This window comes from Dolichospermum circinale AWQC310F (assembly GCF_000426925.1).
In the GTDB taxonomy this organism is placed as follows: Bacteria; Cyanobacteriota; Cyanobacteriia; order Cyanobacteriales; family Nostocaceae; genus Dolichospermum; species Dolichospermum circinale.
Genome location: NZ_KE384705.1, coordinates 64,023 through 84,854 on the forward strand (window position 1 = coordinate 64,023; position 20,832 = coordinate 84,854).

The window sequence follows — 20,832 nt, forward strand, 5'->3', positions numbered from 1 at the left end:
CTTCAAGTAACTTTGCTTGTGATTCTGGGTGTAAGTTCATCTCTGGTTCATCTATTACCAGAAAATCACCTTTACTTGCACGATATCTTAAATATAACAATAACGGTGCAAGTTGTTTTATAGAAGAGGAAGCGTTATATAGGTCAATTTCTAACCCTCTTTTAACTGATACCTTAATTTCTTTTCCACCTAGTTTAGTAGATTTTAGATTAGTTTTATTTTTGTTTTGTAGCTGTTTTTCAATCTCATCTGCTAATTTCTGAAATTCGTTTTTATTGCTTGAATTAATCTTGGTTGTTTCTTGAAGTTCTATTTCAGATAGAAAATCTAAAAAATCTTCTACTGGTTGTGGATAACGGATATCTATTGCTATTAGCGGTTGAGGTAAGCCAAATTTCTCTTCAGAGGTACTGTTGATAAATGACTCTCTTTGTTTTTGTTTAAGAATTCTATATCTTTTAGTTTCCAATATTTTATATATATTTATAAACGCATTTCGTTCAGCAGGAAATGGAAAAATATTAGAAAAAAGCACTTCTGCAACACTAGAGATAAATCTATTGGTGATAAATCTATTGGTAAAATGTAATGTTTTATTTTTACTTAGTTCTTCATTTTTAGGTTGAATTTCAAAGAATAAAACATCCTCTTTACGAGTAAGTTTAAGAGAAATTTCATCTGTCAGAGGAATAGCATCTTTATGAATTAATTGATTGATAGCATCTTCTACTTCTTGTTGAGAAATTATCATTTCAAATGATGTTGTCGAGAAAAGTTTACGACTTGAATCCTGAAAAAATTGTTGTACACCAAAATATTTGTCTTCTCCAAAACGTTTTGCTGTTTTTTCAATATCTATGATAAAAAAATCAAGCAAGTTATGATCTATTTTAAGCGACCACCTATCGTGTTCTTCGGGCTTAAGTTCTAGTTCTGATTTATTATCACGTCGTAAGCTTAGACTGCTTCTAGCACGCTGCCACAAACCGTAGGTAGAATAGGCAATATAGGTTTTATTTGAATTATTCAGTCCAATAATTACTGTTAAATGACGCAAATCTAACTCTGTTTCTTGAATACTACCTAAGTTAGAGAATTTGATTTTCATTTTTTGCCTATATTCCAAATAGAAAATACCATTTTAGTATCAACGGCGTTCATGCAGCATCTCCCGTGTAAAATGAGGTGCATTTAATGGAATCGGATTTTGCTGCATTCGTGAATTTAATTATAATTTAATTATTGTAGAGCAAGTTCAGCCAACAATCAGAGTCACCCATCAATTAACAAGTTAATATTACATTACAACACAACCTTTGTGACGTTACCTCTCACATTGTCTCTGGCAGTTATAGAATAATAACGATATCCTTGTAAAGCCTACCAAGAAGACAAGGTAGCGATTAAGTAGCAGATTTGACAGAATTGTAACACCAAAACTCTGTATCCAGAAGACATTAGTAGCATTTTAGAAGTTCGTAAAATTTTTATGGTTTCCCAAATTCGTTTTTTGATGTGCGCTCCTGACCATTATGATGTAGACTACGTGATTAATCCTTGGATGGAAGGTAATATTCATAAGTCTTCACGCGATCGCGCTGTAGAACAATGGAATAAATTATACAATGTCATTAAAGATCATGCCATTGTTGATTTAGTCGCTCCCGAAAAAGGCTGGCCTGACATGGTATTCAGTGCCAATGCGGGTTTGGTCTTGGGTGAAAATGTCGTTCTCAGCCGCTTTTTACATAAAGAACGTCAAGGGGAAGAACCGTATTTTCAACAGTGGTTTGCAGAAAATGGTTTTAATGTTTACACTCTACCCAAAGACCTCCCCTTTGAAGGCGCTGGAGACGCGCTTTTAGACCGGGAAGGGCGTTGGTTATGGGCTGGATATGGTTTTCGGTCAGAATTGGATTCTCACCCATTCCTGGCTAAATGGTTGGATATTGAGGTGATTTCTCTGCGCTTAATGGATGAGCGTTTTTACCACCTTGATACCTGTTTTTGTCCTTTAGCAAATGGTTATTTGCTGTATTATCCCGGTGCTTTTGATTCCTATTCTAACCGCGTTATTGAAATGCGCGTCGCACCAGAAAAGCGCATCGCTATTATGGAAGCTGATGCTGTTAACTTTGCTTGTAATGCGGTGAATGTTGATAGTATCGTGATTATGAATAAAGCAAGTGATAGTTTAAAATCACGATTAGCTGAAGTAGGTTTTCAAGTCATTGAAACGCCTTTAACAGAATTTCTCAAAGCTGGTGGTGCGGCTAAATGCTTGACTTTGCGAGTAACTGAACCTGTGAGAGAAGAATTACACGCTAATGTATCTGTAGAAAGTCGTGTGGTTCGCATGGAAGGGCATTTACTAGATGCAGGGTTAATTAACCGCGCTTTAGATTTAATCGTGGAAATGGGGGGAAGTTTCCAAGTTCTGAAATTCAACTTGGGAGAACAACGTCAAAGCACTTCCGCTGCTGAGGTCAGGGTATCTGCACCATCCCATGATGTCATGGAAGAGATTATATCTCAATTGATTGATTTGGGTGCGGTTGATTTACCCCAAGATGAACGAGATTCTAAATTAGAACCAGTTTTACAGGCTGGTGTAGCCCCTGATGATTTCTATGTCAGCACGATTTATCCTACTGAAGTTCGGGTAAATGGACAATGGCTGAAAGTGGAAAATCAACGCATGGATGGAGCGATCGCTATTTCTCAAACTAGTAATGGTATAGTAGCAAAATGTAAACTATTGCGGGATTTAGAAATTGGTGAACAGGTAGTAGTTGATGTCTTGGGTATCCGCACTATCCGTAAAGCCGAATCACGAGAACAACGCAACGCCCAAGAATTTAGCTTCATGTCCTCCGGTGTTTCCAGCGAAAGACGAGTAGAATTAGTTGTGGAACAAGTGGCTTGGGAATTACGTAAAATTAAGGATAGTGGTGGCAAAGTAGTTGTCACTGCTGGTCCGGTTGTCATTCACACTGGTGGTGGTGAACATCTGTCACGACTGATTAGAGAAGGTTACGTTCAAGGTCTTTTGGGCGGAAATGCGATCGCTGTTCATGATATGGAACAAAATATCTTGGGTACTTCCCTAGGTGTAGATATGAAGCGCGGTGTAGCGGTACGCGGTGGACATAGACATCATCTCAAGGTAATTAACACTGTCCGCAGGTTTGGTAGTATTTCTAAAGCTGTAGAAGCAGGAGCAGTTAGAGGTGGGGTGATGTATGAATGTGTGAAAAATAATATTCCTTTCTCCCTCGCTGGTTCAATTCGTGATGATGGACCTTTACCAGATACCCAAATGAACTTGATATTAGCACAACAGGAATATTCGCAAATTATCCAAGGTGCAGATATGATTTTGATGCTATCTTCCATGTTACATTCCATCGGGGTAGGAAATATGACCCCCGCAGGTGTGAAGATGGTTTGTGTGGATATTAACCCGGCTGTAGTGACGAAATTGAGCGATCGTGGTTCAATAGAATCTGTAGGGGTGGTAACAGATGTGGGTTTATTCCTCAGTCTGTTACTTCAGCAATTGGATAAATTAACAAGTCCTTATGTTGCTAATGTAGGTTAAAGGAATAGTTCACGTAAAGGCGCAAAGACGCAAAGGTTTTTTCTGGGCGTTTTTGTGTCTTTGTTTTTTCTCACGCAGAGGCGCAGAGTCGCAGAGAATTATAATATAAAAAACATGAAAAAAAGGAGATGATTAGTGATGTTACAAACTGTGAAAGGAATCTATAAAAATGGAAAAATTGAGTTAGCTGAGATTCCAAAAAATATATTGGAAAGTGAGGTTTTAATTACTTTTATAGAAACTATAAAACCAGAAAATATTGCTGTCAAAAGTTCAACAACAGAATTATTTAGTACCCTGCGTGGTAAGGTTAAATATTTTGAAGATATAACTACCCCCACAACTGAAGAATGGGGCGAAATATGACTTTTGTTTTAGATACTTGTGCCTTAATTTGGTGGAGTCTTGATCCAGATAAACTTTCTCTTAAAGCAAAATCAGCTTGTGAAAAGATGGAAGTAGGAAAAAATGGTTTGGTTGCTGCTATTTCGCTTTGGGAAATCGCTATTAAAATTAAAAATCAAAAGTTAGATTTAGGGGTTTCTTTAACAACTTATCTGGAAACTTTACAAAAATCTGATGTGATTACAATAATTCCCATTGATGAAAATTTATGGTTAGAAAGTGTTGCTTTAGAATGGAGTCATAAAGACCCAGCAGACAGGGTTATTGTTGCTTTAGCTAAAAAATATCAGGCTGATTTAATTACAGCAGATAAAATAATTATGGGATTTTATGATTCAGTTATTTGGTAAATTTTAATATTTTTAACTTAGCAGTGGGATAAGTTGACTAGTGGTTACGTTGCTAATGTAGCTTAAAGTCAACCGCATAGTTTTTTAGGCAAAATTGCGGACTTTTGCCCGCAATACAATATGGAAATTTGTTATTATTACAATAGTCATAAATGCTGATTGCCTGATTATAACGACAATTTCTACAATCTGCTTTTAATTTCTGACTGAGGAATCCAGTTATCGTAGCCACCATTATCAGACCTTACGTGATAAATCCATCCATTTCCATCCCATTTATGATCTGTGATTTCTACAGTATACTCATGACCATATTGTGAAACGATAACCTTATCGTGGATATAATAGCCACTTGGATAATCATGGTAATTAGGCTGGTCAACATGATCTAAATTACTAATAATACTAGGATCACTTCCACTTCTGGGCTGAACATGATGATTAGAATAGTAATCGTCATCGCCATCATGATAAGCACTATTATCAAAATGGTCGTGGTCGTAATCAGTATCTATATCTATGTTGTCAGTAATTTCATCTGAATCGGGAAAAAAATGGGTGTGATGATCGTGAAAAATCAGGGAACTTAGTCCCCCGGCAGTACGGCTGATAATAACAGATGTAATAGGATCTGCACCTGCACTTTGTGCAATACCTTTAACAAATTGACGGAATATCCAACTTGGACCTGGCATAGTTATTCTCCCATGTCATGAGGGTTGAATTCAAAATTCAGTATTGTTAAATAATACCTGAATCTCCACTTTTCAGTAAGATACTGAACGAGTTAGATGATCATATCACTCGTCTCAAAGAAAAGTCAAGAGTCTGTTTCTACATCCATTGGATTAAAGGATATTTGAAAAGTCTATAAATGTCATAATTTATTACGCTGACTGGAGTAAATCTGAACTAAAAATTAACGGTTTGAGTTATTACTCAGAGATGCTTTACTCCACTATGCTAGGTTCAGCATGACCTTTCAAACTCCCTCTTATAATAAAACACAAGTAATTCCGCGCTCCCTATTCTCTGATATAATACTAAATTAACAACTGCAATCTTTTAAATAGTATGAGTGAAACCCTGGCTGATATTGCTATACCACCGCAGTTTCCTGATCATACTCAACTCCCAGAGTCTGATGGTACATTCGTGAAGAATTTTCAAGAACATCCCCAAAGTATTATCATCACAGATTCCATAATTCAAACTTTACAAAAATTACATCCCGACGGACAATTTTGTATAGGTCAAGATTGTGGTATTTACTGGCGCGAAACTGAACCACCAGAAAAAGGTAGCATAGCACCAGATTGGTTTTATGTCCCTGATGTAGCACCAAGATTAGATGGTAAAATTCGTCGTTCTTATGTATTATGGCGGGAATATATTCCTCCATTAATTGCTATAGAATTAGCTAGTGGTAATGGTGACGAAGAACGAGATACAACTCCTCTATCGGGGTTACAGGAAGGTGAAAAACCTGGTAAATTATGGGTATATGAACGTATTATCCGTGTTCCCTATTATGCCATTTATGAAGTTAATCATGGCAAATTAGAGGTTTATCATTTGGTGGATTTTGCTTACCAAAAAATCCAGCCTAACGAACGTGGACATTATCCTATTGCGCCATTAGGTGTAGAATTGGGACTATGGCAAGGAAGTTACTTAAATAATCCTGAACAACTTTGGCTGCGCTGGTGGGATTTACATGGTAATTTGTTATTGGTAGGTCAAGAAGAAGCCCAATTACAAAAATTAAGGGCTGAACAGCAACAACAAAGGGCTGAACAGCAACAACAAAGGGCTGAACAAGCAGAACTCAAAGCTGCACAATTAGCAGCACGTTTACGGGCAATTGGGATAGATCCAAATGATGATTTATAATCATTTTGGGTATTTTCTACCCTATAATACTAACTAATTGCAGAAAACGAACCGCAGAGGCGCACAGGACACAGAGAGAATATGGAAAGGGTAGTTTTGTTAAGAGGGTTACAAGTTAATTGGGTGAGTTTTTTTGCTGATTTCCTGTTAGCTGGTATGGTTTTTGGTCCCCCTCTTGCTCCTTTTCTCGCTGGGTCTGGTGTGTTTTTGCTTCCGGGTATTGCGGATATTATTTACTTTATGGGTAATCATGTCTGTCCCCAGCCTACTATGGGTTTGGAGTTAGCGCCACCTTTTATTATGGCGGTTTGTATGCGCTGTTATGGCACAGTGACAGGTTTATTAATAACTCGGATTTTGTATAGTTTAACTGATGGCAAAGGTGTTTTTTGGTTAAGTCAATATGGTAGAAATGGCGCTGCTTGTGCTACGGTGTTTATGATGGCCTATCCTTTGGAATTAGCAGCTCAGATTTTCGGTTTATGGGATTTTAATAATTATATTGTTACTCCTTTCGGTTTGATTACGGGTTTGGCTTGGGGTTTATTTACTATGCCAATACTGCATTTCCGTCAGCTATTATCTAGGGTTTCCTAGTTTAATAAGCTACAAAATCATCTATATTAATCTCCGTTTAATTACAGACCCGGATAGTCTGGACACCAATAAAATGCAGCTTAATTTTAACAATCTTAATCAAATTTGGTCTTATGTATTAACGGAAACACTTAAACGCTTGGGTTTAGAATGCGCTATAATCTGTCCTGGCTCTCGTTCTACACCTTTAACAGTGGCTTTTGCTCAACAAATACCGCATATTCAAGCTGTGCCGATTTTAGATGAACGTTCGGCGGCTTTTTTTGCATTGGGACGAGCAAAAGCGATAGGGAAACCTGTAGTATTAGTTTGTACTTCGGGAACTGCGGGCGCAAATTTTTATCCAGCGGTAATTGAAGCGAAGGAAAGTCGTGTTCCTTTATTGATATTAACCACTGATAGACCCGCAGAATTAAGAAATTGTCATTCTGGACAAACTATTGACCAAGTAAAATTATACGGTAATTATCCCAATTGGCAAGGGGAATTAGCTACACCCTCCGCAAATTTAGAAATGTTAGCTTATCTCAGACAAACGGTTATTTACGCTTGGGAACGTTGTCAATTTCCTAATTTTGGTCCAGTACATTTAAATATACCTTTTCGTGACCCGCTTGCTCCCATTTCCGATGGTACTAACTTTACTTTAGATGTGTCAGATTTTTTTTCAGCAGTGGCTTATAGCCCAGTAGCAATTACTAATTATCAGTTACCAGTAATCAAGTGTCAAAAAGGAATTATTATCGCTGGTGTAGCTCAAACACAGCTATCTGAAGAATATTGTAGAGCGATCGCACGATTAAGTCAATCTCTCCAATGGCCTGTTTTAGCTGAAGGACTTTCTCCTGTGAGAAATTATGCAGACTTAAATCCCTATTTAATTTCTACCTATGATATCATCCTCAGAAATGAAAAACTTGCCAAAGAATTAACACCAGAAATGGTAATTCAAATTGGAGAAATGCCTACAAGTAAAGAATTAAGAAATTGGTTAATTAATACTAAATCTGAACGTTTGATCATTGATAATTGTGATCAAAATCTAGATTCTTTACATGGAAAAACCAGACATTTAAGAATATCAGTCACAGAAATTAGCAGCGAATTAGAAATTGAGAAATTAGCAGAAAATGAATATTTACAAAAATGGTGTAAGATAGAGAAACAAGTCCGAAAAAATATTGATGATTATTTGCAAAATCTAGACGAATTAATCGAAAGTAAAGTAGCGTGGTTAATTTCCCAAATTCTGCCACCAGAAACACCTTTATTTATTGCTAATAGTATGCCGGTGCGAGATGTAGAATTTTTCTGGAAACCGAATAATCTAAGAATTAAACCTTATTTTAATCGCGGTGCAAATGGTATTGATGGTACACTTTCCACGGCTTTAGGAATCGCACATCAACAACAAAGTAGTATTTTACTAACAGGAGATTTATCTTTATTACATGATACAAATGGGTTTTTAATTAGCGATAAATTTATCGGACATTTGACGATTATCTTAATTAATAATAATGGTGGGGGAATTTTTGAAATGCTACCCATTGCCAAATTTAATCCACCATTTGAAGAGTTTTTTGCTACTCCCCAAAATATTGATTTTTCCCAATTATGCGCTACTTATAATGTGCAATATCATTTAATTACTGCTTGGGAAGAATTGCAAGATCATTTAAAGCAATTACCAAAAACAGGAATTAGGGTTTTAGAAGTCAAAACAAATAGGAAAAGAGATGTGATCTGGAGAAAAGAAAATTTACAAATGTTTGCTAAAATCAGATAACCGACTTCTTAAAAAATCCAAGTATCCAAGCTACATAGGGCTTGCTGATAGCGTAGCGTGGCGTTAGCCATATAAACCTAAAACCATTTATTACAGCGGTTTCCGCTCTTATGAGGTACATCTTAAGCCCCCTCCCCGCAAGCGGGGAGGGGGTTGGGGGTGGGGTTCTTATACCTCATAACACCGGGAAGTGCTGTAACAAAGGGTTTCGCGGATTTTTACCACAAAAAAGTGCCAGGTTTTGGCTAATGGTGTCTCAAAATGAATTGCATTTTTCTTTGTCGGATTTGGAAAATTGAGGATATCCAGACAGTTAAAACTGTTCCCTGTTCCCTGTTCCCTATTCCCTATTCCCTGTTCCCTTGTCATAACGACAATTTTTCACCCCAACCTACTTAGATTTCATGATTCTGTGCAGCTTTACATGAAATTGGTATAAACTAAAAAATCTTGTACAGCACAATCTGTTAACTAAAATCGAGTTATTATGTCTAAGGTTCTTGTCTCTGATCCAATTGATCAAGTTGGGATTGATATTCTTTCTCAAGTGGCTACAGTTGATATCAAAACTACGTTGAAACCCGATGAACTTAAAGCTATCATTGGTGAGTATGATGCGCTGATGATTCGTTCTGGAACTCGCGTCACTCAAGATATTATAGAGGCTGGAGTCAAATTAAAAATTATTGGCCGCGCTGGGGTGGGAGTGGATAATGTTGATGTCCCCGCAGCTACTCGCAAAGGTATTGTCGTTGTCAATTCTCCAGAGGGTAATACTATTGCGGCCGCAGAACACGCTCTAGCTATGATGTTATCCCTATCTCGTCATATTCCTGATGCTAATGCCTCAGTCAAACGTGGTGAATGGGACCGCAAAAGTTATGTTGGTTCAGAAGTATACAAAAAAACTCTCGGTGTTGTCGGCTTAGGTAAAATAGGTTCTCATGTTGCTTCCGTAGCTAAAGCCATGGGAATGAAACTTTTAGCCTATGATCCATTTATCTCTACAGAAAGAGCCGAACAACTTGGTTGTCAACTAGTGGAGTTAAATTTGCTCTTCCAGCAAGCTGATTATATCACCTTGCACATTCCTAAAACCTCAGAAACCGCTAATTTAATCAACGCCAAAACTTTGGCTTTAATGAAACCCACCACCAGAATTATTAATTGCGCCCGTGGTGGTATTATAGACGAAGCGGCTTTGGCTGTGGCTATTAAAGAGGGTACAATTGCTGGCGCTGCTTTAGATGTGTTTGATTCTGAACCCTTGGGTGAATCTGATTTGCTAGGTTTGGGTAAAAATATCATTCTTACTCCTCACCTCGGTGCTTCTACGGCTGAAGCCCAGGTAAACGTGGCTATAGACGTGGCTGAACAAATTAGGGATGTGTTATTAGGACTACCAGCCCGTTCCGCTGTGAATATTCCCGGACTCGGTCCTGATGTCCTCGAAGAGTTTAAACCCTATATGGAATTAGCGGAAACTTTGGGAAATTTAGTTGGTCAACTCACAGGTGGCAGAGTAGAGACACTTAATGTTACCCTACAAGGGGACTTGGCAACTAATAAAAGTCAGCCTCTCATTATAGCCGCTCTCAAAGGACTACTTTACCAAGCCCTCCGCGAACGGGTAAATTATGTTAACGCTAACATAGAAGCAAAAGAAAGAGGTATTCGCGTAATTGAAACTAGGGATGCTTCAGCACGTGACTATGCAGGTTCATTGCACTTACAAGCTACAGGTACTTTAGGTACACATTCTGTAACTGGTGCTTTATTGGGTGATAAGGAAATTCACTTAACTGACATTGACGGATTTCCTATTAATGTCCCCCCCAGTAAATATATGTTGTTTACTCTCCACCGTGATGTACCAGGTATCATTGGTAAACTCGGTTCTCTCCTGGGCAGTTTTAATGTCAATATTGCTAGTATGCAGGTCGGTAGAAAAATCGTTCGTGGTGATGCTGTGATGGCTTTGAGCATTGATGATCCTCTACCTGAAGGCATTTTAGAGGAAATTAAGAAAGTATCGGGCATTAGGGACGCTTATACAGTGACACTTTAATCCTAGACTGTGATTTTTTTTGATTTATGAGATGAGGATGATTAAGTAATTTGATAATTAGAATATCATTTTAATTATCTAACAATAAGATCCCGACTTCTTTTCAGAGGTCGGGAATTTAAAACTTTCCATGTTCAAAAATAAAATGAGCAATTTAACCGCAGATAAACCCAGCTATGAATCTACTTCAGTGGACTAGAAAATGCTATATTCTGATGGTTTGGTTTGTTTTTGCACCATTACCTATTACTAAGTAAGTGAACGGAAAAAAACCGACATAAGTAACGAAAAGTAAAGTGGCCCAAAACCCCTTCTCTGTTCCCTGTTCCCTGTTCCCTGTTCCCTTATCATAACGACAATTTTTAACGCCAACCTACTTAATCTCAAATTCTATGGCAAATACTTGGTGGGAAATCAATATCATATCTAACCCAGATTTAGAAGATACTATATATTGGCGATTAGAAAACTTTGGCACTCGTGGTACAGCAGTGGAAATTAAAGACCATAACTTATTGGTTAAGGCTTATTTGCCCAGTTTTCAAGCAGAATTACCAGATTTGCAAGAATTATCATCATCCTTGGGTGAAGATGCTATATCCGTAGGATTCCCCCCTCCTGTGCTAAATTGGCACTTAATTGATGAAGAAGACTGGTCCAGTAGTTGGAAACAACATTGGCAACCCGAGGAAATAGGCGATCGCTTCTTGATTAATCCCGCTTGGCTACCTTTACCCACTACTACAAACCGCTTAATCATACTCCTTGATCCAGGTGTAGCATTTGGTACGGGTAATCACGCTACTACTCAATTATGTTTAGAATCCCTAGAAATGCACTTTTCTAACATAACAGAGAACCAAAAACCTTCAACTATTGCCGATATTGGTTGTGGTTCAGGTATTCTAGGTGTTGGGGCAATATTATTAGGTGCTACTAAGGTCTATGCCGTTGATAATGATCCCTTAGCAGTAAAATCTACTTTTAGTAATTGCACTCTGAATCATATCCCTCCAGATTGTTTAATTCCCCTAGAAGGTAGTGTAAACACGGTCAGGAAAACAATTGATCAACCAGTAGATGGTATTGTTTGCAACATTTTAGCCGATGTCATTATTCAATTACTCCCAGAAATGACCGCAATTACTAAATCTAGCACTTGGGGTATATTTAGTGGTATTTTAATAGGACAATCAAAAGCTGTTGCTAATGCTTTAGAACAAAATGGTTGGATTGTGACTAATATTCACGAGAAAAAAGAATGGTGTTGTTTAAATGCCCGTCGTTCTTAATTTTTTGCAGGTACAAGCAATGAATAACCCACTACAAACATATAATCCTAATGATATTGCTCAAGAAAATGGTAACTTTCTCGGTTTACCATTTAACTATGAATCAGCTAAATTAATTATTTTTTCTGTTCCCTGGGAAGTCACTGTTTCCTATCATCAAGGTACAGCACAAGGACCACAAAGAATTGCCGACGCTTCTTTACAAATAGACTTATTTGATTTTGATCATCCTCAAGGTTGGCAACAAGGCATCTTTCTGGAAAGACATACCGCAGAAATGTTAGAAAGAAATGAATACTATCGTGGCCAAGCAGCAACAATTATCAAAAGCCTAGCACAAGGTCTAAAAATATCCCATTCTCAAAATTTAAAAGATACTCTTGTTACTGTTAATCATGGTTGTCAACAAATTAATGAATGGTTATTTAAAGAATGTCAAAAAGCTTTAAATTTAGGTAAAAAAATCGCTGTTATTGGTGGTGATCATAGCGTTCCTTTGGGGTATTTTCAAGCCTTAGCTACTCAATATGATGACTGGGGAATTTTACATATTGATGCTCATGCGGATTTAAGAAATGCCTATGAAGGTTTTGAATTTTCCCATGCTTCCATTATGTTTAATGCCATGAAAATACCGCAAATTTCCAAGTTAGTCCAAGTGGGTTTACGGGATATTTGTGATGATGAAGTAGAGATGATTAATCAATCAAATCAGCGCATTATTGCTTACTATGATCCAGTAATTAAACAACAATTATACTCTGGTAAAAATTGGCTAGATTTATGTCGAGAAATTATCAGTCATTTACCAGAAAAAGTTTATATTAGTTTTGATGTTGATGGTTTAGATCCCAAACTTTGCCCCCATACTGGTACTCCCGTTCCCGGAGGACTGGAATTAGAACAAGTTTATTGTTTATTCCGAGAAGTAGTCAATACTGGTAGGGAAATTATTGGTTTTGATGTTTGCGAAGTTGGTAATGCCGAATGGGATGGTAATATTGGTGCGCGAATAGTCTATAAATTAGCGAATTTTTTAGATTTGTCACAGATGAAAGTTAAAAATTAATAGTCATCATTTGGCATTTTGGCATTTGCGGACGGGACTAATTCCGTCCTTTATTTTTGGCTATGGAAATGGTTTATTATCAGATTTTAGGATATTTGTACACATACCATAGGAAGATGCTAGAAATGGATTAAACGGGTTAAATTAATTCGGGATGTTGTTATGCACTGGATTTAAGTCAAGGTTTGGTTCTCAACCAGACCTTTTTTATTGCTCATTTTTTCTTGGGTTGGTGATTTCAGAGAAAACTATTTGACAATTTGTGGTAATTTATGTATTACTGATTCCCGGCAATCCTGATTATGTCTAGTTTTTTTTCGGAGATGTCTATTGATTATAGCGTTTCCTAATCCAAGTCCGGTACAGATATTAATAATAAAAATCTTGTGGTGGGGGCATCTTGCCCGCACAAGGTGTACTCACTCAAGCCGAACTTGCTTTATTAATAATAAAAATCTTGTAAAAATCTTGTGGTGCGGGCATCTTGCCCGCCAAAAGTGTACCCCACCCGGATGAAATTCGCTGTATGTGCGGTTATCTGCATTTAATTCTGACTTCTTTTATCTCACTTGAATCTACAATTATGAAAATTATCCAGAGTCTTCATACTGCTATTCTCATAACTGATTTAGACCGTTCTGAGTATTTTTATACTCATATATTAGGACTTAAAAAAGTAGAACGTCCTTTAAAATATCCGGGTATCTGGTATCAAATTGGTAACTATCAACTGCATCTGATTGTTACGCCTACTGTACCCACCGATAAGCAACAAGAAAAATGGGGACAAAATCCTCATATCGCTTTTGCTGTCATGGATTTAGAAATAATTAAAAGCGAATTAACAGCTAAAAATTATCCGTTTCAAGCTAGTGCTTCTGGCCGACCAGCGATTTTTATTCAAGATCCAGATCAAAATATAATTGAACTTAGTCAGGCATTTGCTGATAAAATCTGAACGGTACTAATATTAAGTATCGCCAAAAGTCAGTCGTCGTGGGGTGCGGAGGTAAATATGCAGTATCAGACCACTATTGAACCAACATCTGTACAAAAGCAGTTCCCTCTGACTACTGTAGGAGCGCTGGTTGTCAATTCTCTCGGACAGGTGTTAATTGTTAAATCTACGAAGTGGCGAGGTGCTTGGGGTGTACCAGGGGGAAAAGTAGATTGGGGTGAAACTCTAGAATCTGCACTTCTGAGGGAGTTTCAGGAAGAAGTCGGGTTAGACTTAACTAATGTGCGTTTTGCGTTGCTACAAGAAGCAGTGCTGGACTCAGAATTTGTGCGACCTGCCCATTTTATTATGATCAACTATTACGCATTTTCACTGGGAGATACGATTACACCTAATCAAGAAATTGAGGAATGGGCTTGGGTGACTCCCGCACAAGCAAAGGAATATCCTCTCAATAGTTATACTCAAGTGTTAATTGAGGATTTTGTAGAAAATAACATTGGTAATTTATATAGGAATTAGGTCTAACAATAATGCTGAAAAAAGCGCTGGTGACTGGATCATCATCGGGAATTGGTAAGGCTATCGCTCTCGATTTAGCTGCTAAAGGATTTGATGTAGCATTTCATTATCATAAGAGTGTGGAAGCCTGTAATCAAGCCCGTCAGGAGGCTGCTAAGTACGGCGTTAAAACTGTTACTTTACAAGCGGATCTAAGAAATCCTGAACAAGCGGAGTTTTTAGTCAAAAGTGCTGCTGAGGAATTGGGAGGTCTATCTGTTGTTGTCAATAATGTGGGTAACTACTTAGACAGACCAACGAGCCAATTATCAGTAGAAGAATGGCATGAAATTATTAACTCTAATCTCCATGCTACATTTTATGTCACTAAAGCTGCACTACCTTACCTGAAAGCTGCTAACGGGGGACGTATCGTCAATTTTGGTTGTGCTAGTGCGCAAAATCTCCTCGCGCGTTGTACTAACACACCTTACTTAATTGCTAAAACTGGCATTATCATCTACTCAAAATCTTTAGCAAAGGAACTAATTACAGATAAAATTACTGTTAATGTTGTCTCCCCAGGAATAGCAGAAAATTCCTTTGATTTGCAGGAATCTCTACCTGAACTACCTACTAAGCGACCTGCAACTTTACAAGAACTGGCTCATGCAGCCTGGTTTTTTATTAGCCCAGAATCTGATTATATCACAGGGCAGGTATTAGAAGTTTCCGGTGGATGGAGGTTGTAATCAGGTGTGGTGATGATTTGGTTATTTTTGCTCAATGCTTGTGAACAGCTAATAAAAAACTATTGTCTATCAAAAAAAGGATTGGAAATATGTTGAAGATTGAAGACATTTATGAAATATATGAAAAATATCATGATGCTCTGCAAGTAAAAGTAGAAGAATTTACAATTGGTGAGAAAAAATTTAATTTTAATTCCGAATCAGCAATTTTAGGAGTGATTAATCTTTCTAATGATTCTTGGTACAGAGAAAGCGTATGTTTAAGTTCAGAACAAGCTATTCGCAAGGGATTAGTATTAAAGGCTCAAGGTGCTGATATTATAGATATTGGCGCTGAATCTACTTTAGCAAAAGCAGAAAGAGTTGAGGATATTCGACAAAATTCCCAAATTTTACCAGTGCTAAAATCTCTGAGTCAACAGGGGGTTTTAACTTCCATTGAAACTTATTATCCTCAAGTTGCTAGAGAATGTTTACAAGCTGGCGCTAATGTGATTAATCTAACGGGTGCTTTTGATAGTGAGAAAATTTATCAAGCTGTATCTGAATTTGACGCTGGGGTGATTATCTGTTATGTTCAAGGTAAAAATGTCAGAGAAGTTGGTGATTTTGATTTTGGTGATGATCCAACAAAATTAATGTATGAATATTTTGCTAATGAAATAGAAATAGCAGCTAAATATGGGGTGAGAAAAATCTTTGTTGATGCTGGTTTGGGGTTTTATTATAAAAATCTCCAGGATAGTTCTTTGCGAATTCGTTATCAAATGAAAACTTTTTTGACTACTTTTAGACTGAGAAAATTAGGTTTTCCTGTCTGTCATGCTCTCCCTCACGCTTTTGAATATTTTGGGGAAGAAGTAAGAAGTGCAGAATCATTTTTTGCGGTTTTAGCAGCATTAGGAAAAACAGATTTATTCAGAACTCATGAAGTTCCTAAAGTTAAAGCAGTGTTAGATACAATGCATTCGTTTTAAGTATCTAAGTATTGGGGAATTTGGGATATTATTGGGATATAATAATGACTTCAAAACCGGAATCTGAATCTTTTTTAGAAACTTGGATAATTGGTAAGGAATTCAGGTTTGAAGCTGCTCACCAATTACCGAATCATGATGGTAAATGTGCTAGATTACATGGTCATTCTTGGCGCGGTGTGGTCTATGTTACAGGGGATAAACTGATAAATTCAGGTGTTAAACAGGGGATGATTATGGATTATGGTGATATATCAAAATACATAAAACCCCTCTTGGAAAATTATCTGGATCATTATCATTTAAATGAATCTACGGGTTTAACTAATCCTACCAGTGAAGCGATCGCTAAATGGATTTATGAACAGCTTGAACCCCAAATTCCCGGACTTGTCGCAGTGAGAATTGATGAAACTTGTACCAGTCAATGTATTTACTCCCAGGGAAAAGTTAATTTTTTGGGCTTTTAAATTAACATAAGTAGGTTGTCATTAAAAATTGTCGTTATGACAAGGGAACAGGGAACAGGGAACAGGGAACAGGGAACAGGAAAGAGGGAACAGGGAACAGGAAAGAGGTTTTAGGCAACTTTACTTTTCGTTACTTATGTCGGGTTTTTTCTGTTCACTTACTTAAACAGCTTATAACTTGATAGATAAACTCACATCAGAACAGTCTAATTTTTGCAGAAGTTGTGAAATAGGTTCTCTAGAAACTGGTTCTATCCAATCTGGTGCAATTTCCGCTAATGGAACTAAAACAAAGGCTCTTTGGGTCATGCGAGGATGGGGAATTTGTAAATCTGGTGCTTCTAAAATCAAGTTATCAAATAGTAATACATCTAAATCTAGGGTTCTAGGACCCCAATGTTCTTGACGAACTCGACCAAATTCTTGCTCAATATTCAGCAGAGTTTCTAGCAATTTATAGGGACCGAGTTGCACTTCTAAAATAGCTGCACCGTTTAAATAATCTGGTTGTGATGGTCCGCCTACGGGAGCGGTTCTGTACCAACTAGATTTGGCTTTGATGGTAATACCCGGAGTTTTTTCCAGGCTGTTAATTGCACCTTCTAAAATAGCTAAAGATTCTCCTATATTACTACCAAGAGCGATCGCACTTAATGAAGGTTTTATCGTTGTTTTCAGGTCAGATTTATCAATCATAAATTTGTAGATGTCAGGAAATTATTAATATAATATCAGATATTTTCACAAAATTGCTTGATCTAAAAAGCTGAATTTAGAGTATCATATAACTGATAACTACTAATTTAACTAACCAGGTTCATCAGCACCAAGGAATTTACTATTATGTCTACAATCTCCAACGGCTTTGAAAAAGTATATGTCCATCCTAGTCAATTTCCCAACAAAATTTATCAAGATTATTTAGATTGCTTTTCTGTAGGTAAAATCAATCATAAATTTCATTATGACACTGTTAAACAAAGTCAGAAATGGTTAAAAATTCATGAATATTATTCTCCAGCTAGAACCAATGATGATTGTGTTAATGCGTATGCAGTATGTTTTCAAAAAACTGCGGAATTTCTGGACATTAATACCAATATCCAAGTAATTGGATTAGGTTGTGGCGGTGGTGCAAAAGATCATCTTTTAGTATCTTATCTCTTGAATACAGAAAGAGAAATCATTTATTATCCTATTGATGTCAGTTTATCTCTTGCTTTAATTTCTGGACAAAAAATTAGGGAATCTTATCCTCAAATCTCTATACAGCCAATTGTTTGCGATTTACCTTGTGCTGATGATTTAATACTTCATATTCATGATCAAAGACAAAGAAAAATTATCACATTTTTTGGTATGATTCCTAATTTTTATCCTGATGAAATTTTGCCTATTTTAAGTAATTTTCTGCAACCAGGAGATATTTTACTCATGAGTGCAAACTTAGCACCGGGAGACGATTATCTAACAGGAATTAACAAGATTTTGCCACAATATGATAATGAATTAACCAAAGATTGGTTAATGACGGTGTTAGTTGACGCCGGGATAAATCCAGATCACGGGACTATTAAATTCTCCCTAAAAGATGATCCAAACCATCAAGAATTAACAAGAATTAATGCTCAGTTTGAAGTAGAAACTAATATAGATTTGAAATTAGATGATCAAATCATTCACTGGAAAAATGGTGATCAAATTCAATTATTTTTCTCCTATCGTTATACAACTGCTAAACTGCAAAAAATTCTCAAACAATATGATATTATCATCCTAAATTATTGGGAAGGTGCAAATCAAGAAGAGGGAGTTTATTTTTGTCAAAAGATATAAAACAAAAACATCCGTGAGAAATTGGACATTGCTGAATTGAGGTATGAAAATCAAATATTCTAGTTCTTAAACTCTTACTCTCTGCGTCCTTTGCGCCTCTGCGTGAGAAAAAATCATACCTTCATTCAGCAACTCCAAAAAATATTACTTCACAAATTTGATTTGCTTCTAGTCAATTCAATGCGAATATTACCATCAAAATCAGGAATTGGTGCAGCAGGTTTAATGAGGGTAACTTGTACTTGGGTAGTCAGACTACTTTCTTCAAGAATAGCATCAGCGATCGCACCTGCCAACCTTTCCAATAAATCAAATTTAGATGTTTTCAGCAAGTTTTGGACTAAACTAATAACACTACGATAATCTACTGTATCTTTAATAGCATCAGTTTTTGCAGCTTGAGCCAGATCTACCCATAACTTCAAATCCACCTCAAACCATTGTCCTAATACCTTTTCTTCCGGTAAATACCCAACATAGCCATAACCACGAATCCCCGTCAAATGAATACAGTCCATAAAACCCTGATTATAAATCATTACCTGACCATTTTAGATTTTAAATTGAATAACTCAGACAAAATTTAAAATTAAATTCACATAAATTCTTAATTTATTGAACAATGATTTTATTCGCCATAACAGCAGTTAAAATAGAGCAATTGTGAAATTATAAAAGATAAATGTTTTGGGCTGATAAAATTGCTGCTGACGCAGTAGGTGAACAAGTAGTTAATGATTCCAAGACTCCTTCTGGACGAGTTCATGTCGGATCTTTGCGCGGTGTGGTTATCCATGACGTTATTTACCGTGCTTTGAAACACGCAGGAAAGCCTGTAAAATTCTTATATGGTGTGGATGACTACGACGCATTAGATACCGTTCCCAAATATTTAGACAAGGAAAAATTCCAACCTTATTTGGGTTTTCCTTTGTGTAATGTTCCTTCTCCTGGTGACGGTGCGGAAGATTATGCTAAGTATTTTATTGGTGAATTTTTTGAAATTTTTGAGTATCTAGGAATTAAACCAGAAACGTATTTTTTACGTGATTTATATCGTTTGGGAAAACTTAATTCCCATATTGATATTTTCCTCAAAAATGCTCATTTGGTGCGGGAAGCTTATAAGGAAGTAAGTAAAGCTGAACGTGCAAATAATTGGTATCCTTTTCAAGTTATTTGTGAAAATTGTGGCAAAATTGCTACTACTGTCACTACAGATTATAACGGTTCAGAAGTATTTTACACTTGTCAACCCGATGGTGTTGATTATGTAAAAGGTTGTGGACATTCCGGGTGGGTTTCTCCTTTTAATGGTCATGGTAAATTACCTTGGAAAGTTGAATGGGTAGCTAAATGGGATATATTGGGTGTAACTATTGAAATGGCCGGGAAGGATCATTCTCAAAAAGGTGGTTCTCGTGATGTTGCTAATGCTATTAGTCGCAAGGTTTTACAAAAACAACCTCCTTTCCATTCTCCCTATGAATTTATTCTTGTGAATGGGACAAAAATGAGTTCTTCTAAGGGTGTGGGTTCTAGTGCTAGGGAAATTGCTGATTTATTACCTGCTGAATTATTGCGATTTTTGATGTTAAGAACTCAACCGAAAACAGTAATTAATTTTGCACCAAATTATGAAACTACTACTCGGTTATTTAGAGATTACGATACTTTAATTAATAAGTATTCTCATGCTCCTGAATTAACAGAGGAATTAATGTCTTTATTTTACGCCCAATTAGGGGATGAAATTAAAACTTTCCAACCCTTTGATTTTAGTACATTAATTTCTCTGTTGCAAGTTCCCCGTTTAAATATTCAGGAAGAAGTTGTACAACGCAGTTTACAGCCTTTAAATGAGTATGATCAACAAATTATTGATCAAAGAATTGCTGCGGCTAAAAAGTGGTTACAAGATTATGCTGACGAGGAAGACAAGTTAGTTCTCTATTTGGAACAAGTTCCCGAAAAAGCTCATGATTTAAATTCGGAACAAGTTGCTTATTTGCAAAAATTGATGGAGAATTTGCAGGATATTGGTAACTGGGAAGCTGAGGAATTACAAACTATAATTTTCTCGACTACTAAGGAGTTAGGGGTTCAACAACCAATGGCTTTTAAGGCTTTGTATCTATCTTTCTTGAATAAAGAAAAAGGTCCAAAGGCTGGTGGTTTGTTGTCTTATTTGGAGAAGTCTTTTGTGATTTCTCGGTTGCAGGATGTGGTTAATTTGAATCAGTCAAAAGCCGAAGTTTAATTACTTACAGCGGT

21 protein-coding genes are annotated in these 20,832 nt (G+C 36.7%); 16 read left to right on the top strand and 5 right to left on the bottom strand.

Annotated elements, in window-relative coordinates:
• The coding region (locus tag ACIR310F_RS22980; protein WP_231387594.1) for an AAA family ATPase at window positions 1–1,108 on the bottom strand (1,108 nt) is incomplete at its 3' end.
• 381 nt (window positions 1,109–1,489) lie between these two features.
• Between ACIR310F_RS22980 and argZ the strand changes: the two genes are divergently transcribed.
• The 3 genes from argZ (at window position 1,490) to ACIR310F_RS0117455 (ending at window position 4,356) form a co-directional block, all read left to right on the top strand.
• Window positions 1,490–3,601 carry a bifunctional arginine dihydrolase/ornithine cyclodeaminase gene (gene argZ / locus ACIR310F_RS0117445; protein WP_028084930.1) on the top strand — a complete coding sequence of 704 codons (2,112 nt, stop codon included), beginning with the start codon at window positions 1,490–1,492 and terminating at the stop codon, window positions 3,599–3,601.
• A gap of 138 nt (window positions 3,602–3,739) precedes the next feature.
• Window positions 3,740–3,967 carry a hypothetical protein gene (locus ACIR310F_RS24515; protein WP_028084931.1) on the top strand — a complete coding sequence of 76 codons (228 nt, stop codon included), beginning with the start codon at window positions 3,740–3,742 and terminating at the stop codon, window positions 3,965–3,967.
• Window positions 3,964–4,356: a type II toxin-antitoxin system VapC family toxin gene (locus tag ACIR310F_RS0117455; protein ID WP_028084932.1), complete on the top strand. Its 393-nt coding sequence runs from the start codon at window positions 3,964–3,966 to the stop codon at window positions 4,354–4,356. Before ACIR310F_RS24515 ends, ACIR310F_RS0117455 begins: the two co-directional genes overlap by 4 nt.
• A gap of 182 nt (window positions 4,357–4,538) precedes the next feature.
• Here the strand turns inward: ACIR310F_RS0117455 and ACIR310F_RS0117460 are convergent, their stop codons facing one another.
• Window positions 4,539–5,051: a hypothetical protein gene (locus ACIR310F_RS0117460; protein WP_028084933.1), complete on the bottom strand. Its 513-nt coding sequence runs from the start codon at window positions 5,049–5,051 to the stop codon at window positions 4,539–4,541.
• A 379-nt stretch (window positions 5,052–5,430) separates the two neighbouring features.
• Between ACIR310F_RS0117460 and ACIR310F_RS0117465 the strand changes: the two genes are divergently transcribed.
• The 3 genes from ACIR310F_RS0117465 to menD all read left to right on the top strand — a co-directional run bounded on the left by ACIR310F_RS0117465 (window position 5,431) and on the right by menD (window position 8,635).
• A complete protein-coding gene (locus ACIR310F_RS0117465; protein WP_028084934.1) occupies window positions 5,431–6,249 on the top strand; it encodes a Uma2 family endonuclease in 819 nt (272 codons plus the stop codon).
• 81 nt (window positions 6,250–6,330) lie between these two features.
• Window positions 6,331–6,846: a DUF2085 domain-containing protein gene (locus ACIR310F_RS0117470; protein WP_028084935.1), complete on the top strand. Its 516-nt coding sequence runs from the start codon at window positions 6,331–6,333 to the stop codon at window positions 6,844–6,846.
• Window positions 6,847–6,919: 73 nt separating this feature from the next.
• Window positions 6,920–8,635, top strand: coding sequence for a 2-succinyl-5-enolpyruvyl-6-hydroxy-3-cyclohexene-1-carboxylic-acid synthase (menD, locus tag ACIR310F_RS0117475; protein WP_028084936.1), 1,716 nt, complete (start codon window positions 6,920–6,922; stop codon window positions 8,633–8,635).
• A gap of 168 nt (window positions 8,636–8,803) precedes the next feature.
• On the opposite strand, the gene ACIR310F_RS25805 is transcribed toward menD, so the two are convergent.
• Window positions 8,804–9,004, bottom strand: coding sequence for a hypothetical protein (locus tag ACIR310F_RS25805; RefSeq protein ID WP_155963890.1), 201 nt, complete (start codon window positions 9,002–9,004; stop codon window positions 8,804–8,806).
• Window positions 9,005–9,122: 118 nt separating this feature from the next.
• On the opposite strand from ACIR310F_RS25805, the gene serA reads away from it, so the two are divergent.
• The 8 genes from serA (at window position 9,123) to queD (ending at window position 16,722) form a co-directional block, all read left to right on the top strand.
• Window positions 9,123–10,703, top strand: a complete 1,581-nt coding sequence (gene serA / locus ACIR310F_RS0117480) for a phosphoglycerate dehydrogenase (protein WP_028084937.1) — start codon at window positions 9,123–9,125, stop codon at window positions 10,701–10,703.
• A 392-nt stretch (window positions 10,704–11,095) separates the two neighbouring features.
• On the top strand, window positions 11,096–11,995 hold the full coding sequence (gene prmA / locus ACIR310F_RS0117485; RefSeq protein WP_028084938.1) for a 50S ribosomal protein L11 methyltransferase: 900 nt from the start codon (window positions 11,096–11,098) through the stop codon (window positions 11,993–11,995).
• Between the two features lie 19 nt (window positions 11,996–12,014).
• Window positions 12,015–13,064, top strand: coding sequence for an agmatinase family protein (locus tag ACIR310F_RS0117490; protein ID WP_028084939.1), 1,050 nt, complete (start codon window positions 12,015–12,017; stop codon window positions 13,062–13,064).
• 583 nt (window positions 13,065–13,647) lie between these two features.
• Window positions 13,648–14,022 carry a VOC family protein gene (locus tag ACIR310F_RS0117495; protein ID WP_028084940.1) on the top strand — a complete coding sequence of 125 codons (375 nt, stop codon included), beginning with the start codon at window positions 13,648–13,650 and terminating at the stop codon, window positions 14,020–14,022.
• Between the two features lie 57 nt (window positions 14,023–14,079).
• Window positions 14,080–14,544, top strand: coding sequence for an NUDIX domain-containing protein (locus ACIR310F_RS0117500; protein WP_051289724.1), 465 nt, complete (start codon window positions 14,080–14,082; stop codon window positions 14,542–14,544).
• Window positions 14,545–14,555: 11 nt separating this feature from the next.
• Window positions 14,556–15,275 (top strand): bifunctional dihydropteridine reductase/dihydrofolate reductase TmpR, encoded by a 720-nt coding sequence (gene tmpR, locus ACIR310F_RS0117505; RefSeq protein WP_028084942.1) that lies wholly within the window; start codon window positions 14,556–14,558, stop codon window positions 15,273–15,275.
• Between the two features lie 89 nt (window positions 15,276–15,364).
• A complete protein-coding gene (locus ACIR310F_RS0117510) occupies window positions 15,365–16,252 on the top strand; it encodes a dihydropteroate synthase (RefSeq protein ID WP_028084943.1) in 888 nt (295 codons plus the stop codon).
• A 44-nt stretch (window positions 16,253–16,296) separates the two neighbouring features.
• Window positions 16,297–16,722, top strand: coding sequence for a 6-carboxytetrahydropterin synthase QueD (gene queD / locus ACIR310F_RS0117515; RefSeq protein WP_028084944.1), 426 nt, complete (start codon window positions 16,297–16,299; stop codon window positions 16,720–16,722).
• Between the two features lie 171 nt (window positions 16,723–16,893).
• Here queD and folK read toward each other — a convergent pair whose 3' ends face one another.
• Window positions 16,894–17,418, bottom strand: a complete 525-nt coding sequence (gene folK / locus ACIR310F_RS0117520) for a 2-amino-4-hydroxy-6-hydroxymethyldihydropteridine diphosphokinase (protein WP_051289726.1) — start codon at window positions 17,416–17,418, stop codon at window positions 16,894–16,896.
• A 147-nt stretch (window positions 17,419–17,565) separates the two neighbouring features.
• On the opposite strand from folK, the gene ACIR310F_RS0117525 reads away from it, so the two are divergent.
• The gene (locus tag ACIR310F_RS0117525) at window positions 17,566–18,558 is read left to right on the top strand and encodes an L-histidine N(alpha)-methyltransferase (RefSeq protein ID WP_028084946.1); all 993 of its coding nucleotides are present in this window, start codon (window positions 17,566–17,568) and stop codon (window positions 18,556–18,558) included.
• Window positions 18,559–18,707: 149 nt separating this feature from the next.
• On the opposite strand, the gene folB is transcribed toward ACIR310F_RS0117525, so the two are convergent.
• On the bottom strand, window positions 18,708–19,076 hold the full coding sequence (gene folB / locus ACIR310F_RS0117530) for a dihydroneopterin aldolase (protein WP_028084947.1): 369 nt from the start codon (window positions 19,074–19,076) through the stop codon (window positions 18,708–18,710).
• 164 nt (window positions 19,077–19,240) lie between these two features.
• On the opposite strand from folB, the gene lysS reads away from it, so the two are divergent.
• Window positions 19,241–20,818, top strand: coding sequence for a lysine--tRNA ligase (gene lysS, locus ACIR310F_RS0117535; protein WP_028084948.1), 1,578 nt, complete (start codon window positions 19,241–19,243; stop codon window positions 20,816–20,818).
• Window positions 20,819–20,832 lie beyond the last annotated feature (14 nt).

What these genes read in the sequence shown, in the direction of transcription:
- argZ (WP_028084930.1), top strand. Translation starts at nt 1,490, where the DNA reads ATGGTTTCCCAAATTCGTTTTTTGATGTGCGCTCCTGACCATTATGAT.
- ACIR310F_RS24515 (WP_028084931.1), top strand. Translation starts at nt 3,740, where the DNA reads ATGTTACAAACTGTGAAAGGAATCTATAAAAATGGAAAAATTGAGTTA.
- ACIR310F_RS0117455 (WP_028084932.1), top strand. Translation starts at nt 3,964, where the DNA reads ATGACTTTTGTTTTAGATACTTGTGCCTTAATTTGGTGGAGTCTTGAT.
- ACIR310F_RS0117460 (WP_028084933.1), bottom strand. Translation starts at nt 5,051, where the DNA reads ATGCCAGGTCCAAGTTGGATATTCCGTCAATTTGTTAAAGGTATTGCA.
- ACIR310F_RS0117465 (WP_028084934.1), top strand. Translation starts at nt 5,431, where the DNA reads ATGAGTGAAACCCTGGCTGATATTGCTATACCACCGCAGTTTCCTGAT.
- ACIR310F_RS0117470 (WP_028084935.1), top strand. Translation starts at nt 6,331, where the DNA reads ATGGAAAGGGTAGTTTTGTTAAGAGGGTTACAAGTTAATTGGGTGAGT.
- menD (WP_028084936.1), top strand. Translation starts at nt 6,920, where the DNA reads ATGCAGCTTAATTTTAACAATCTTAATCAAATTTGGTCTTATGTATTA.
- ACIR310F_RS25805 (WP_155963890.1), bottom strand. Translation starts at nt 9,004, where the DNA reads ATGACAAGGGAACAGGGAATAGGGAATAGGGAACAGGGAACAGGGAAC.
- serA (WP_028084937.1), top strand. Translation starts at nt 9,123, where the DNA reads ATGTCTAAGGTTCTTGTCTCTGATCCAATTGATCAAGTTGGGATTGAT.
- prmA (WP_028084938.1), top strand. Translation starts at nt 11,096, where the DNA reads ATGGCAAATACTTGGTGGGAAATCAATATCATATCTAACCCAGATTTA.
- ACIR310F_RS0117490 (WP_028084939.1), top strand. Translation starts at nt 12,015, where the DNA reads ATGAATAACCCACTACAAACATATAATCCTAATGATATTGCTCAAGAA.
- ACIR310F_RS0117495 (WP_028084940.1), top strand. Translation starts at nt 13,648, where the DNA reads ATGAAAATTATCCAGAGTCTTCATACTGCTATTCTCATAACTGATTTA.
- ACIR310F_RS0117500 (WP_051289724.1), top strand. Translation starts at nt 14,080, where the DNA reads ATGCAGTATCAGACCACTATTGAACCAACATCTGTACAAAAGCAGTTC.
- tmpR (WP_028084942.1), top strand. Translation starts at nt 14,556, where the DNA reads ATGCTGAAAAAAGCGCTGGTGACTGGATCATCATCGGGAATTGGTAAG.
- ACIR310F_RS0117510 (WP_028084943.1), top strand. Translation starts at nt 15,365, where the DNA reads ATGTTGAAGATTGAAGACATTTATGAAATATATGAAAAATATCATGAT.
- queD (WP_028084944.1), top strand. Translation starts at nt 16,297, where the DNA reads ATGACTTCAAAACCGGAATCTGAATCTTTTTTAGAAACTTGGATAATT.
- folK (WP_051289726.1), bottom strand. Translation starts at nt 17,418, where the DNA reads ATGATTGATAAATCTGACCTGAAAACAACGATAAAACCTTCATTAAGT.
- ACIR310F_RS0117525 (WP_028084946.1), top strand. Translation starts at nt 17,566, where the DNA reads ATGTCTACAATCTCCAACGGCTTTGAAAAAGTATATGTCCATCCTAGT.
- folB (WP_028084947.1), bottom strand. Translation starts at nt 19,076, where the DNA reads ATGGACTGTATTCATTTGACGGGGATTCGTGGTTATGGCTATGTTGGG.
- lysS (WP_028084948.1), top strand. Translation starts at nt 19,241, where the DNA reads ATGTTTTGGGCTGATAAAATTGCTGCTGACGCAGTAGGTGAACAAGTA.